Origin of the sequence: Niallia sp. NCCP-28 (assembly GCF_023168165.1) — a bacterium.
Classification (GTDB): Bacteria; Bacillota; Bacilli; order Bacillales; family Cytobacillaceae; genus Niallia.
This window is the reverse complement of the sequence record NZ_BQYJ01000002.1, coordinates 892,902-907,754: the sequence shown is the minus strand read 5'-3', so window position 1 is coordinate 907,754 and position 14,853 is coordinate 892,902. Positions and strand designations below refer to the sequence as shown.

14 protein-coding genes and 1 other annotated feature are annotated in these 14,853 nt (G+C 35.8%); all 14 genes read right to left on the bottom strand.

Annotation, left to right across the window (positions count from 1 at the left end):
• Window positions 1-133: 133 nt before the first annotated feature.
• The 14 genes from ileS to NCCP28_RS08820 all read right to left on the bottom strand — a co-directional run bounded on the left by ileS (window position 134) and on the right by NCCP28_RS08820 (window position 14,732).
• Window positions 134-2,905 carry an isoleucine--tRNA ligase gene (gene ileS / locus NCCP28_RS08885; RefSeq protein ID WP_248561025.1) on the bottom strand — a complete coding sequence of 924 codons (2,772 nt, stop codon included), beginning with the start codon at window positions 2,903-2,905 and terminating at the stop codon, window positions 134-136.
• Window positions 2,906-3,056: 151 nt separating this feature from the next.
• Window positions 3,057-3,298: a binding site (T-box leader), on the bottom strand.
• A 60-nt stretch (window positions 3,299-3,358) separates the two neighbouring features.
• Window positions 3,359-3,856: a DivIVA domain-containing protein gene (locus NCCP28_RS08880; protein WP_101178665.1), complete on the bottom strand. Its 498-nt coding sequence runs from the start codon at window positions 3,854-3,856 to the stop codon at window positions 3,359-3,361.
• Between the two features lie 319 nt (window positions 3,857-4,175).
• Entirely contained in the window at window positions 4,176-4,946 is a 771-nt protein-coding gene (locus NCCP28_RS08875) for a YlmH family RNA-binding protein (RefSeq protein ID WP_248561024.1), read from the bottom strand.
• A 108-nt stretch (window positions 4,947-5,054) separates the two neighbouring features.
• Entirely contained in the window at window positions 5,055-5,318 is a 264-nt protein-coding gene (locus tag NCCP28_RS08870) for a YggT family protein (protein ID WP_248561023.1), read from the bottom strand.
• A gap of 6 nt (window positions 5,319-5,324) precedes the next feature.
• Window positions 5,325-5,810: a cell division protein SepF gene (locus NCCP28_RS08865; RefSeq protein ID WP_248561022.1), complete on the bottom strand. Its 486-nt coding sequence runs from the start codon at window positions 5,808-5,810 to the stop codon at window positions 5,325-5,327.
• A gap of 13 nt (window positions 5,811-5,823) precedes the next feature.
• Window positions 5,824-6,501, bottom strand: coding sequence for a YggS family pyridoxal phosphate-dependent enzyme (locus tag NCCP28_RS08860; RefSeq protein WP_248561021.1), 678 nt, complete (start codon window positions 6,499-6,501; stop codon window positions 5,824-5,826).
• Entirely contained in the window at window positions 6,495-7,325 is an 831-nt protein-coding gene (gene pgeF / locus NCCP28_RS08855; protein ID WP_248561020.1) for a peptidoglycan editing factor PgeF, read from the bottom strand. The genes NCCP28_RS08860 and pgeF overlap by 7 nt, the downstream gene beginning before the upstream one ends.
• A 225-nt stretch (window positions 7,326-7,550) precedes the next feature.
• Window positions 7,551-8,330 (bottom strand): RNA polymerase sporulation sigma factor SigG, encoded by a 780-nt coding sequence (gene sigG, locus NCCP28_RS08850; protein ID WP_101178672.1) that lies wholly within the window; start codon window positions 8,328-8,330, stop codon window positions 7,551-7,553.
• A gap of 149 nt (window positions 8,331-8,479) precedes the next feature.
• Complete coding sequence (gene sigE / locus NCCP28_RS08845; RefSeq protein ID WP_248561019.1) at window positions 8,480-9,199, bottom strand: RNA polymerase sporulation sigma factor SigE; 720 nt, start codon at window positions 9,197-9,199, stop codon at window positions 8,480-8,482.
• 43 nt (window positions 9,200-9,242) lie between these two features.
• Window positions 9,243-10,178 (bottom strand): sigma-E processing peptidase SpoIIGA, encoded by a 936-nt coding sequence (gene spoIIGA / locus NCCP28_RS08840; RefSeq protein ID WP_248561018.1) that lies wholly within the window; start codon window positions 10,176-10,178, stop codon window positions 9,243-9,245.
• 694 nt (window positions 10,179-10,872) lie between these two features.
• Window positions 10,873-12,048, bottom strand: a complete 1,176-nt coding sequence (ftsZ, locus tag NCCP28_RS08835; protein WP_248561017.1) for a cell division protein FtsZ — start codon at window positions 12,046-12,048, stop codon at window positions 10,873-10,875.
• Window positions 12,049-12,160: 112 nt separating this feature from the next.
• Window positions 12,161-13,450: a cell division protein FtsA gene (ftsA, locus tag NCCP28_RS08830; RefSeq protein ID WP_248561016.1), complete on the bottom strand. Its 1,290-nt coding sequence runs from the start codon at window positions 13,448-13,450 to the stop codon at window positions 12,161-12,163.
• A 206-nt stretch (window positions 13,451-13,656) separates the two neighbouring features.
• Window positions 13,657-14,007 carry a small basic family protein gene (locus NCCP28_RS08825; protein ID WP_248561015.1) on the bottom strand — a complete coding sequence of 117 codons (351 nt, stop codon included), beginning with the start codon at window positions 14,005-14,007 and terminating at the stop codon, window positions 13,657-13,659.
• Window positions 14,007-14,732 (bottom strand): DUF881 domain-containing protein, encoded by a 726-nt coding sequence (locus NCCP28_RS08820; protein WP_248561014.1) that lies wholly within the window; start codon window positions 14,730-14,732, stop codon window positions 14,007-14,009. The genes NCCP28_RS08825 and NCCP28_RS08820 overlap by 1 nt, the downstream gene beginning before the upstream one ends.
• Window positions 14,733-14,853 lie beyond the last annotated feature (121 nt).

Here is a 14,853-nt window from a genome sequence, read left to right as displayed (position 1 = left end):
CGGTGCTCGTCCATGGAAAACAACATGTTATTCAGGCTTTATTTTAAAAACAGCAATCCCTGCGAAAACAGCCAAAAATAAAAAAGCTTTAGGCTAATCAAAAATCATGATTGACAGCCTAAAGCTTTTTTTATTAAACTAAATCACTATAGCTTTCCTTTACAACAGATGCACAACGCACACATAATGTCGGATGCTCTTTATCTTCTCCAACATCTGGCGTAACCGTCCAGCATCTTTCACAAGTTTCTCCATCTGCTTTAGAAACAACAATTGCTGCATGTTCCAGCTTTAATGCATTCTCAGGTGCCGCTTCATATTCGCCTGCTACCTCAAAACCTGAAACAATAAATAGTTGTTTTAGATTTTCTTGAATAGAATCAAGTAATGCATTTGTATCTTCATTTACATAAAGCGTGATGCTAGCTTGCAAAGATTTTCCAATTACTTTTTGATTGCGTGCTTCTTCTAATGCTTTTAATACATCATCACGCAGAAGCATAAATTTGCTCCATTTGTCTAATAGCTCTTGGCTATTTGGATACTCAGACCCTTTAGGGAAATCCGTTAATTGCACACTTTCTTCTTCAACTGATGCAATATGCTCCCATACTTCATCTGCAGTGTGCGGAAGAATTGGTGCAACAAGTTTTGTTAAACTTAACAAACTTTCATACAACACTGTCTGAATAGCTCTTCTCTCTTTATTGTCTGTTGCCTCAATATAAAGAACATCTTTTGAGAAATCTAGATAGAATGCACTTAAATCAAGTGTACAGAAATTATTAATTGCATGATAAATTGTTGAAAACTCAAATTTATCATAGGATTCTGTAACATTTTTAATCAAATTATTCAGTTTTACCATCATAAATTGATCAACTTCACGCAATTCTTCATACTTTAATAAATCTTTTTGCGGATTAAAGTCAGAAAGATTTCCTAACAGGAATCGGAATGTATTTCTAATTTTGCGATAGCCTTCTGTTACTTGTTTTAAAATAGCATCAGATACACGCACATCTGCCTGGAAATCAACAGAAGCAACCCATAGACGAAGAATATCTGCACCAAGCTGGTTCATTACTTTTGCAGGCACCATTACATTTCCAAGAGATTTGCTCATTTTTCTTCCTTCGCCATCTAAAACAAAACCATGGCTTAATACGCCTTTATATGGTGCTTTTCCTGTAACGGCAACAGCTGTTGAAAGGGACGAGTTAAACCACCCGCGATATTGGTCAGAACCTTCTAGATATAAATCTGCTGGGCGCTGCAATTCTTCTCTTTCTTCCAATACTGATTGATGGGAAGAACCGGAATCAAACCAAACATCCATGATATCTGTTTCTTTTGTAAACTTGCCATTTGGGCTGCCTGGATGTGTAAATCCTTCTGGCAATAATTCATTTGCAGACTTTTCAAACCAAATATTAGATCCATGTTCTCTAAATAAATTAGAGATATGATCGATTGTTGCATCTGTAATAATGCTGTCGCCATTTTCTGCATAGAATACAGGAATTGGAACACCCCATGCACGCTGTCTGGAAATACACCAGTCTCCTCTATCGCGAACCATGTTAAATAGTCTTGTTTCTCCCCATGCAGGCACCCATTTTGTTTCTTTTACTGCATCTAATAAGTCGTTTCTGAAATCTTTGATGGATGCAAACCATTGGGCTGTAGCACGGAAAATAACTGGTTTTTTTGTTCTCCAATCGTGTGGATAGGAGTGTGTAATAAACGTTAGCTTTAATAATGCACCAGCATTTTCTAATGCTTCAGTAATTGGTTTATTTGCTTTATCATAAAATAATCCTTCAAATCCAGGAGCCTCTTTTGTCATTACCCCTTTGTCGTCAACAGGACATAATACTTCTAAGCCATACTTTTGTCCAACAAGGAAGTCATCTTCCCCATGTCCTGGAGCTGTATGAACACAGCCTGTACCAGCATCTGTTGTAACATGCTCCCCAAGCATTACTAATGATTCACGTTCATATAGCGGATGAGCAGCTTTAATGTTTTCAAGCGCCGATCCTTTTACCTCTTGAATTATCTCTGCTTCTTCAAAACCAATTTCTGTTTTTACGTTTTCCAGCAAATCTTTTGCAACTAAATATTTATTGCCTTTTTCGCTAACCACTACATAAGTTAAATCTGGATGTACAGAAATGCCTAGGTTTGCTGGAATTGTCCATGGAGTAGTTGTCCAAATAATAATTTGTATATCCTCACTTAAAACTCCATTTCCTTCTTTTACTTTAAAAGCTACATAAATAGAAGGAGACTGTTTATCTTTATATTCAATTTCTGCTTCTGCTAAAGCTGACTCACTTGTCGGAGACCAATATACTGGCTTTTTCCCTTTATAGATATAGCCTTTTTTCGCCATTTCGCCGAATACTTTAATTTGCTGAGCTTCATATGCAGGCTTTAGTGTAATGTATGGATTTTCCCAATCAGCACGCACACCTAAACGTTTAAATTGTTCTCTTTGACTGTCTATTTGACCTAGTGCATATTCTTCGCAAAGTTTGCGGAATTCTGCAATCGTCATTTCTTTGCGTTTTACACCTTTATTAGTAAGCGCCTGTTCAATCGGCAAACCATGTGTATCCCAACCAGGAACGTATGGGGCATTATAGCCTGTCATGGATTTAAAACGAACAATGAAATCTTTTAAAATTTTATTGAGGGCATGTCCAATATGAATATCGCCATTAGCATAAGGTGGGCCATCATGAAGAATATATTTTGGTCGATCCTTTGTACGTTCTTGCACCTTTTGGTAAATATTCATTTCATTCCATTTTTCCTGAATTTGCGGTTCTCGATTTGGAAGATTTCCTCTCATCGGAAAAGCCGTTTTTGGCATCAGTAATGTATCTTTGTACTCCATTTCTTATTTCCTCCTGTTAAGTAAATTCATTTTAACTCATGTACGCTTTTTCCCTATTGTGAATATGTAAAAATAAAAGCAAGTTTTTCTCTAGTATGGACTTATTTTTTTCATTTTTATCAGCAAACAGCAAAAAACCCCCTCATCCCATAAAAGGGACGAGAAGGTTTTATATAATCCCGCGGTACCACCCTTATAGATAGAAGATATTCTATCCACTTAAAGCATTTTTTAACAGTAATGAACCGCCTTTTCCTAATTGCTCAATGCTTTCAAAAAAGGAACTCCAGGGTGATTTTCCAATTTGTTTTTCTTATCAGGCTTTCACCATCCCTGATTCGCTTATTAGAAGAAATATCATACAAATTGTACTATCCCTATCAACGTAAACATGAATATATATTTGTTAAAAAATTATAGGCTATAATCCTATTGTTCGTCAAGATATGTTGGTTACTTTGTGGAATTTAATTCTGTCGCATCCAATTCATATTCAAGGAGATGATCCCAATCATCATTATTTAGCATATCCAATTGCGCTTCAATCAGCATTTTAAATCGTGTGCGGAAAACCTTTGACTGTTTTTTCAGTTCTTCGATTTCCAATGCCACTTTGCGCGCTTTTGACAATGATTCATTTACAATGCGATCTGCATTTTTTTCTGATTCTTTAAGAATCAGCTTTGCTTCTTTCTGAGCATTGCGTTTCACTTCTTCCGCAGCCTCTTGCGCTACAACAATGGATTTATTTAAGGTTTCTTCTATATTATTATAATGGCCGATGCGGTCAGTTAATTCATTTAAACGCTCTTCTAAAGCTTTTTTCTCACGGATGATACTTTCATAATCTTTAATAATTTGATCTAAAAACTCATTTACCTCATCTTCATCGTATCCACGAAAACCTTTGCTAAACTCTTTATTATGAATATCTAACGGTGTTAATGGCATGATGCCACCTCCCAAGCATTAATTTCTTTTTAAGTTATGTATCATCTTAACAATCAATTCGACAGGATTCATGTAATTCCTGCATTTTTTAGCAATTAGTATAAAAAAAGTAATCTTATCAAATTGGCCTGTTTTTGTTATTGTATCATAGAAAGAATGGAAAATAACTAATGTTTTTTGTTCTGCTGTTAAATCTATGGTTTTGCGCTTTATCTATCTAGTAAATTTTTAATTATTCACTGGTAATGATTTATGTGTTATTTCTGAATAATAATTGCCCATTTGCTGTTAAAACTTTGCTCTCTATTTGCTTAGCATGTTACATCTTGCCGATAACAATACGCCATTTATCTTTTTTTGTTTTCCCTTCAATTGCTTTAATAATAGATCTTCCTTGTCCTCTGACTGATATAAGATCTCCTTCTTCGCATAAAAAAGCAGTATTTTCTATAATAGTAAAATTCACTTTAGCATATCCTTGTTGAATGTATTGCTGCGCTTTCTGTCTGGAAATATTATAGATTCCTGCAACCACCGTGTCTAAACGTAAAGAAGAAACAGTAGTGCTTGACTCTATCCAGCTATCTTTTCCTTGAATACATGCTTTCCAATTCTTTTCTTTTAGCTGGACTTTTGCTTTTCCGATGGATTCTAGCTGCAAACCCACATACTCTTTTATTTCGCCACATAAAATTAGCTGAATTTGCTCCCCTTCCATCAATATATCGCCAAATTTGCTTCTATCCAATCCCAGGGACATCACACTGCCAAGCACTTGTGGATGTTCAATTGTTACAAATTTTTTAGGATACTCCACTTCCATTAAAGAAATGTGAAAATCTTTTTCTTCCGGTTCAAAATAATCGGGAAATAATAATGCACGTTTGCGTTCCGCCTGCACATGCCCTCCAAATAATTGATATTTTATTTCCTGATTCTCTCCAATAATCAACTGAAGAATCTTTTGTTCTCTAGGATCTAAAAAATCCGTTAATTTTGGTGAATAGGCATTTTCTACATAGCTGCGCCAAGAATATACTTGATCAATAAAGTCTTTTTCTTCTGGGCGAAAATGCTGATATATCGACATAGTTAAACTCCTTATATTTTTTCCTTTACAGCGAATATTTTTGCAATATGCCTTAATGTACAATCAAAAAAGGGCCCTCATCAGCCCTTGTTTTTTGCAAAAATATTTTTATGCAATCCATTTATATAATTGATAGAGGCCTCCGTTAGCCAGCTGCAAAACAAAAAGAGCCACAATTGGTGAAATATCAATCATTCCAAGAGGAGGAATAATTTTTCTGAATTGCTCTAAATATGGTTCGCAAATGCGGGCTAAAAAGGCGCCGATAGATGTTTCTCTTGCATTAGGTATCCATGACATCAATATATAAATAATTAACGCATAGGAATAATACTTAATAACATTTTGAAGAATAACAAATAATAGATCCATTAAACGCTACCACCTCGTATTTTCGAATTCAGTTTCTTGCAGGATTTGCGAAATATTCCCTGATACTTCCACATTATCTGGGGTGCATAAAAAAATATCAGTACCTACTTTTTGAATATCTCCACCGATTGCATAAACGGTGCCACTTAAAAAATCAATGATTCTTTTGCCCTGGTCTTTTTCAATGCGCTGCAAATTGACGACTACAGCTCGTCTGTTTTTCAATTGATCGGCAATATCTTGCGCCTCTGCATACACTCTTGGTTCTGCTAAAAAGACTTTTGATGATTTTTGCACACTTTGCAGACTGACAACATTTTGTTTTTGCTGTGCTGCTGGCTGATAATTTTGCTGTACGGCATGCTGTTGCTGCGTTTGCCCTTGTGGTCGATAATTTTTCACTGGTTCCATTTCCTCTTCATATTTATGTTCTTCTTCATCGTATTCATCTTCTAAAAAAAAGAACGTCTTAATCTTGGATTTTAGACTCATTTCATTCAGCCTCCTATTTGTCATTACCTACTAAAGCAGTCCCAATTCTTATCATGGTTGCTCCTTCTTCGATAGCAATTGAATAATCATTTGACATTCCCATAGAAAGCTCTCTGCATGGTGCATACTTAAACGATAATTGTTGAATCGTTTGCTGAAGCTCTTTTAATGTTCGAAAACAATTGCGAAGCATTGTTTCATCTTCTGTAAATGGCGCCATTGTCATTAACCCAACTACTTCAATATTGGTGAATGGAGCTAATTCCTTGATAAAATCCACCACTTCATTTGCTGCTAATCCATGTTTTGATTCTTCTTGCGAAACATTTACTTGTACAAAACATTTTATTTTCTTATTAGCGCGTTTATGTATTTCTTTTGCTAAACTAATTCGATCAAGAGAATGAATATAATCTACATAATCGATGATATTTTTCACTTTTCGTGTTTGCAGAGATCCGATAAAATGCCATACCGGCTTATCTTTTAATGCTTCATATTTCGCAAGAAGCCCTTCTTCACGGTTTTCTCCAAGATGAAGGACACCAGCTTCTACTGCTTCTTCAGCTCTTTCTATTGTAACATATTTTGTCACAGCAATTAGCGTAATATCATCTTTTGCCCGATTTACTTTTTGACAAGCTGCTTCTACTGCTTTTTGAATTTCATTTAAATTATCCCGAACTAGCATTTTGCCTTTTCATCCTCTCTCCATCCTATAAAACTCATCATTCTCCCAGTTTTCCCACGATCTCTTCGATGAGAAAAAAAGTAGTCTTCATCTTTGCTAGTGCAATAGCCCGTTATTTGGATATATTCTTCCTTCGCGCCAGCATCCACTAAAATCTGCCGGTTAAGCTGCTGCAGATTTAGCTGATATTGCCCAGGAGATACCAATTTATACGGTTTTATTGCCCCTTTAATTATTTTATCCACTTCCCCTATTACTTTACTGTCCACTATATAATGCTGTTCTGTAATGGAGGGACCAATTACTATTTGCACTTCCTTTGAATCAATGCCATGGGAACGAAACACTTCTATCATCTCTTTGGCAATGCCCAAAACGGTTCCCTTCCAGCCAGCATGCGCAATGCCAATTGCTCCTGTCTTTGGATGAAAAAAGTATAATGGCACACAATCAGCATAACATAATGTTAGCAGCACACCTTTTTCTAATGTGAAAAATCCATCTGTATCAGGAACAGCACTTTCATAATTATAGGCGCCTTTTCCTTTATCTGCTTTTGCAGCCTCTTTAATAGTAATTTTATGCGTCTGTTCTGCACTAACCCAATTATCCATTGGAAAATGCAGTTTATCTGCAAGGATTCGGCGATTTTTCCTAACCGTTTCTTCTGCATCATTTACATGAAAAGCAATATTTAAACTTGCTAAATCTCCTTCGCTTAAACCCCCATTTTTCGTCGAAAATCCGGCTGCCAACTGGGGATGTTTTTCACACCATGATTTAATCGTAAAATATTCTTTATCTTGTAGAATAAATGGTTCCATACTTATAACCTCATTGTTTTTTTATAGTGTACCATATACGACTTAATTTGGTCACAGAAAATCATTTATCTAATCCTTTCTTTCCCATTTTTCGCAAGGAAAACACCTATAAAAAAATTTCTTTTATGCAGCTCAAAAAAAATATGCTTTTATTTTAATTAATGGGTGCACAATAGCTGATTAAGTTTCCATAAAAATAGCCGCCAATTTATGGCGGCTAAGCAATCAGCTTTGAATATTCTTATTCATTTGTTTAATAGCAGCTTTTTCTAGTCTTGAAACTTGTGCTTGTGATATTCCAATTTCATCTGCCACTTCCATTTGTGTTTTCCCTTGAAAGAACCTTTTTCTTAAAATAAGCTTTTCTCGGTCATTCAACCGTCTCATGCCCTCTTTTAAAGCAAGCTCTTCTACCCATTGGATATCCTTATTTTTCTCATCACTTAACTGATCCATCACATAGATTGGATCTCCCCCATCATTATAGATAGGCTCAAATAGCGAAACAGGATCCTGGATAGCATCTAAGGCAAACACAATATCCTCATGGGGAATATCTAATTCTTTCGCTATCTCTTCTGCTGTCGGTTCTTTGGATGTTTTGCTCATAAGCCGCTCTCTCACTTGCAATGCTTTATAAGCAATATCACGAAGAGACCTGGATACTCTTATTGGATTATTGTCACGCAAGTAACGGCGTATTTCTCCAATAATCATCGGGACAGCATAGGTGGAAAACTTTACGTTTTGACTTAAATCAAAATTATCAATAGATTTCATAAGACCAATACAACCAACTTGAAATAAGTCATCTACAAATTCGCCTCTATTGTTAAATCGTTGAATAACACTTAAGACAAGACGAAGATTTCCATTCACTAGACTTTCTCTAGCGGTTATATTTCCTTGATGCATTTGCTTGAAGAGTTCTCTCATTTCTTCGTTTTTTAACACTGGAAGCTTTGATGTATCCACACCGCAAATTTCTACTTTATTTCGAGTCAATCTATTTCCCTCCTCATAGGAGCTGCTGTACAAAAAACAGTATCTCCTTGAGAAGGAAAAATATGCATAATGAAATTGCCATTATTTTTATTTCATAAAAAAACCCTTGTTCATCTCTTATAGAACAAGGGTTTTTTTAACAAAAATTTTTACACCATTTTATTAAATTCTTTTTGTAATCGTTTAATGATTCTTTTTTCCAATCTGGATATATAAGATTGAGAAATTCCTAACATATCCGCCACATCTTTTTGTGTTTTTTCTTCTCCTGTCCCTAAACCAAAACGCAATTCCATAATCTGCTTTTCTCGTTTAGACAACTGCTGCAATGCCTTTACTAATAATTTCTTATCAACGCTTGCATCCAAATCTTTTGTAATAATATCATCTTCTGTGCCCATAACATCAGACAATAAAAGTTCGTTTCCATCCCAGTCGATATTTAATGGCTCATCAAAGGAGACTTCTGAACGTGTTTTATTATTTCTTCTTAAATACATAAGAATTTCATTTTCAATGCATCTCGAAGCGTATGTAGCAAGCTTTATTTTTTTTTCAGGATTAAAGGTGTTTACCGCCTTAATTAAGCCGATTGTGCCAATGCTTATCAAATCTTCGATATTAATTCCCGTATTTTCAAATTTCCTTGCAATATAAACGACAAGGCGTAAATTTCGTTCAATCAGAATAGACCTTGCTGCTTCGTCTCCTTTTGGCAGCTTTTCTAATAGCTTTTCTTCTTCTTCTTTGCTTAATGGAGGGGGCAGTGCTTCACTTCCTCCAATATAAAAAACTTCATCTGATTTCAACCCTAATTTTATTAATAATTTATACCAGTAATAAGTTAATCGAAACATAAATTTTTTCATCATTATCCTCCTTCTAAAAGATGATTTTTACGAGTATACTATACTAACTGACTAATTCACTTTGTAAGATTTTCTTACCTGTTAGCATTTTAGGATGGACGATGCAATCAAAAGAGTCATCAGACGATAACGGCTGCTTGGTAAAGGAGATAAGCCCTTTTTCTACAGCTGTCAGTTCACCCTCTCTTTCAATCAAAAGTTCTTCTGGTTTTACCGCAATAATTAATTGGTGTTCCTTTCCTACTACTTTATATGGAATAATGCGCATTTTACTTTCCCACTCCTCTGACACTTTTTCTGTGCCGTAAATGACCGCTTCTGCATTTTCTGTCAGTAGCAGCAAATCATTAGGAATATCTGCGATAATTTTATGGAGGGAAACAAACATAACCGGGACTCTTGAAATAGGATCATATACTTGATTTCCACTATCCACTAATCCCCTAATAGAAAATTTTTTATTGCCAAACTGGAACGAAACTTGGACCATTTGATCATACTTTATTTTAGTCATTTCAATGCCTTCCACATTTCGTTTCGAAAAATGCCAAGCAAGGGGAAAGCCCAGCATCACAAAAAGCCAGCTGATAGGATCACCAAATCCCCTTACGCTTGCAAGCAAAACAGAGGAAGACATTTCAAAGTCAAATTGAACAAAATAATGTGCACCAATTAGCGTGCCGCCAATTAAAAAGGTTGCAAAATAAAAAGTCATTAGTCCACTTAAAAAATAACGGAATTTTTTATAGCCGAATACCGTTAAAATCATAACAACCGAAAAAAGCAATTTAGAAATAGGGTGACTTGTATAAACGGAGAACGGAGTAATTGCAAATAAAATGATAAGACTTCCAATAAGGCCTCCTATCAATATACGCCACACTGGAACCTGTCTTTTTAAAACAATGGCTGTTAAGTAGAGCAGCAGACTGTCAAACAAAAAATTTAATAGCCATATTACATCTAAATAAATGGCCACACTTCCTTAAGCCTCCCCTCGTAAAAATCAAACTCTATTAATCTGTTACGAAAAAGTATAACCTACATCCCTATGAAAGTGTGTCACTTCCTGTAATCAAAAAATCAGAAATTTTCACTATTGTTCATGGATTTTGTCAACATTTATCGTTCTTGCAACTATTTAAGTTCTATTGATGAATTGTCAAGTTATTAAAGTAGAAATAAGATGAAATTTCCATCGGTATTGAAGTTACTTCATCCTCCATTTATTGTTAGTCGAGGCCCATAGGATATAAATCACACAGAAGTTGCCACAGAACATGGGTACTATACAATCAGGCTTTTACGGGCAAGTTTCTTTCCACCTATATTTCTCATTTTCTCTTACTAATCTTAAAAGGGGGTCAAAAAAATATTCATACTTGATAAATTTTAAAGGAAGTGCTGGAGGAAAATTAAGAAAGGCAAAATTTTATCAGTTTCTTCCCACCTAGTTTTCTTATTTAAGCTCCTAGTCTCGGGTTGGGGGTCAAAAGCTATAATGAGAGGAATAAAAAGGAAGTGTATTTAATTGTATATTATTACGCTTCTTATTCATTTCGGGGTGATTTTTTGTAAAAACTTAAACATTAAATTATACTTAATGATATTTCCCAGGTTATAAAAAGAAGCGGCTTTCTTTACAGAAAGCCGCTTTTCTTAAAACCCTTGCATTATCTGCGACGGTTTCTATTGCGAAGAAATGTTGGTATATCCAAAGTTTCTTCCCCTTGCGGCATAGATTCGCGACGCGGGGCAGATTCTTTTGTAGTAGCATGCTGCTGTGTTTCTTCTCTTTTTGTTTCTCTTTCCCTTGTATTAGGTGCAGGTGCACTATTAGTATTTGACGGCTTTACACCACCAAAGGACGGTCTTTGTGGGGAAGTAGGAATTACTTCCTGATTAAAGCCTGTTGCAATAACTGTAACAACAATTTCGTCCTTTAAATCTTCATTAATAACAGAACCGAAGATCATATTAACTTCTTGATCAGAAGCAGATGCAACAATATCGGCAGCTTCTTGCACTTCATACAAGCTTAAGTTTGTGCCCCCAGTTATATTCATCAGTACCCCTTGGGCACCATCAATTGATTTTTCTAATAGTGGAGAAGAAATAGCTTTTTTCGCTGCTTCTGCCGCACGGTTTTCTCCACCAGCGACTCCAATTCCCATTAACGCTGACCCTTTATTTGCCATAATTGTTTTTACATCAGCAAAGTCCAAGTTAATTAATCCAGGTGTAGCAATTAAATCAGAGATGCCTTGTACACCTTGGCGCAATACATTATCTGCTTCTCTAAATGCTTCAAGCATCGGTGTGCTCTTATCTACTATTTCAAGTAAACGGTCATTTGGGATTACAATCAGTGTATCTACCGCTTCTTTCATAGAAGAAATTCCGCCAGAAGCTTGTGTCGAACGTTTTCTTCCTTCAAAAGTGAATGGCCTTGTTACTACACCTACTGTCAATGCTCCTAAATCTCTTGCAATTTGCGCAATAACTGGTGCAGCACCAGTACCTGTTCCACCGCCCATACCGGCAGTAACAAATACCATATCTGCTCCTTTAAGAGCTTCTTCAATTTGTTCTTTGCTTTCTTCTGCTGCCTTTTTTCCCACTTCTGGATTAGCGCCAGCGCCAAGTCCTCTTGTTAATTTGCCGCCAATTTGCATTCTTGTTTCTGCTTTTGATAGGTTCAAGGCTTGAGCATCTGTATTAACTGCGATAAACTCTACTCCTTGAACACCATGTTCAATCATTCGGTTAACCGCATTGTTTCCGCCGCCGCCAACCCCTATAACTTTAATTGTCGCTAATGTATCTATATTTGTATCAAATTCTAACATGACAAATCCTCCTAATTCGTCGATATTCTGCAGTATCGAACTGTCCGCCTCTTCTAAACATTGATGCTATGGGGCACTATTTTAATTTTAGCAGGCTATAAGTCTCCCAGCATCAATCAAAAAAATACCCCATAAACTTTTTGAATTTTGATGGTCCTTTTTCTTGCGCCTGTTTTTCATACACAGGGGCTTCGTTTGTTTGTTTTTGAATTCTTTTTTCTTTATGTTCTTGAGCAGCTGCGGGAACTGCTTGATGAATATTCCCACCTTGAAGCTTATTATTTTTATAGGAGAATTTAATTAAACCAACTGCAGTTGAATACTGAGGCTCTCTTACTCCGATATAATCAGGAATGGCTATTCTAACGCGATTTTGGAATACATCTTGTGCAAGTTCTAAAATCCCTTTTGTATTAGCAACACCGCCTGTTAATACAAATCCACCAGGTAAGTCATATACTCTTAATCTTTTTAATTCCTCTACAATTAATTCAAATAATTCTTCTATTCTAGCTTCTATAATATCAGAAATCTCCAATTGATTAAATTGTTGATGCTGATCACTCCCGATAATTGGAACACTAAATACTTCATCCTCGGATGCATGATCGTAAAAAGCATAACCATACTTCACTTTAATTTTTTCCGCATCATCCGTAGTCGTGCGGAGTCCGATGGAAATATCTTTTGTTATATGTTCCCCCCCAATCGGAAGGACACTTGTAGTTTTTAGGAAACCATTTTCAAAGACGGCAACAGTAGTAGAGCCTCCTCCGATATCTACAAGTGCAACACCAAGATTTTTTTCATCCTTGGATAGGGCAAAAGAGCCAGCAGCTAAAGGCTGCAAACAAATATCAACAATTTCAAGTCCCGCTCTTTCTACACATCTTAACGTATTATGTAAAATTGTTTTGCTTCCTGTAATGATGATACCTTCCATTTCCAGCCGAACACCAATCATTCCTCTAGGATCTGTAATTTCCTCTAATCCATCGACAATAAATTGTGTTGGAATAATGTCAATAATCTCCCTTTCTGGGGGAATGGAAACTACTTGCGCTGCTTCTTTTACCCGCATAACATCATCAACTGTAATTTCGCGATTTTCGCTTGATACGGCTACAACCCCGTGTGAAGGCTGCAAACTAACATGATTTCCCGAAACGCCAACAATCACTTGTTTAATTTCTATCCCGACCATTCTTTCTGCTTGTTCTATTGCTTTCCGAATGGAATGAACTGTCTCATCTATATCCACAATGGAACCCTTTTTTAATCCTTCAGAAGGTACGATGCCTACTCCAATAATGTTTAAAGATTCATTCATCATTTCACCGATGATTACCTTTACGCTGGATGTACCGATGTCAAGACTTACATAAAATTCATTGCTGTTCATTCTCGGGCACCTCCTTTTGCTTTTAAATATAAGTGAACAACAAATTATATTATTTGGACGAACAATTCGTTTTACTTTATGGGAAATCCTTCACCTTTTGCTTCACTAAAGATAAGGTTGTCCTTCCTAAACCAGTTGTAAATTTATTTTACAGTAACTATTCGCCAAAAATTAATGTATTCCCTTTTTTATCAATTATTTTTTTTCTACTTTTCGTGTTTCTTTTCCCACCTTGATAAAATAAGCCTTCTTATCACTGCAATATTTTGAAACAAGCGTACACCAAATGCAAATATGGCAGCTAAATATAAGTCTACACCAAGATGAACACCGAGAAAAGCTAAACTTGCCGCCAATAAAATATTAAAAAAGAAACCGGAAACAAATACTTTTTCATTATATATATTTTGCAAATGTGCCCGTATTCCTCCAAATAGAGTATCAAGTGCAGCAAGCACTGCGATTGATAGATAATTTTCATACTCCTTTGGAATTGTAATATCCGAAAGCAAACCAAGGACAATTCCTACAATTAAGCCAAAAAAAGGCAGCCACATTAGGAATCTCCTCCTTTATCCATAACCGGCTCCATATAACGAATAATCATATGTTTTTTATAAGAAGGAATTGTAATTTCTGCTGATTTTTTTACTGTTATAAGGAGATTATAAGCAAAAAAATCATCTGCTGAATTAGAAACCTTCATTCGATTATACAATTCACCTGCAGCGTGTTCATCTTTTGCCAGCACTTTCACTTCTAAAGGAAGAGTACTTAATGCATTCCCATCGATTTTCGTTTCCATATTAATATCTCTAATTGCACTTGTATTAACATGCCTGTTTCCATTAATCGATATTTCTTGCGCTCCATACATATTCAGCTCATTAATCAGCCTTCTTATCAACCCAGCATTTACTTTGCCTGTTTTCTCTCCTAATAATAGCTCTTTATCAATCGAATCAATAGTCAGAATAATTCCCGTTCCTTTAATGCTTGTTAGTCCCATTTCTTCTTTTAATTCCATAATGGTTTTTTCTAATACCTTTTCTTTTGTTCTCCGTTCATCATTGGCATACTGATCCAATTTGTCATTTGTCGAACGAATCTCTTCTAGGAGGGTTAATTCTGCTTCTTTTTCTTTTAATAAATCTTGTCTAAGTTGGAAGCTGTCTCTTGTATCACGCACTTTCGGCTCATCATTTATCGTTTGAAACTGAACGGCAATCATAAAGCCAATAATTAAAGAGATGAACGTCATAGTAAAAAGCTGCTTATTCACACTTTCCCCAACTTTCTTGCAACCATTTATAAACTAACGCCTCTCCCGAAAACATTCATTTCCCTTTCCTTCCTAGCTTCATGAATGCTCCATAAAATGAGTTCATTAGTTAACATAGCTT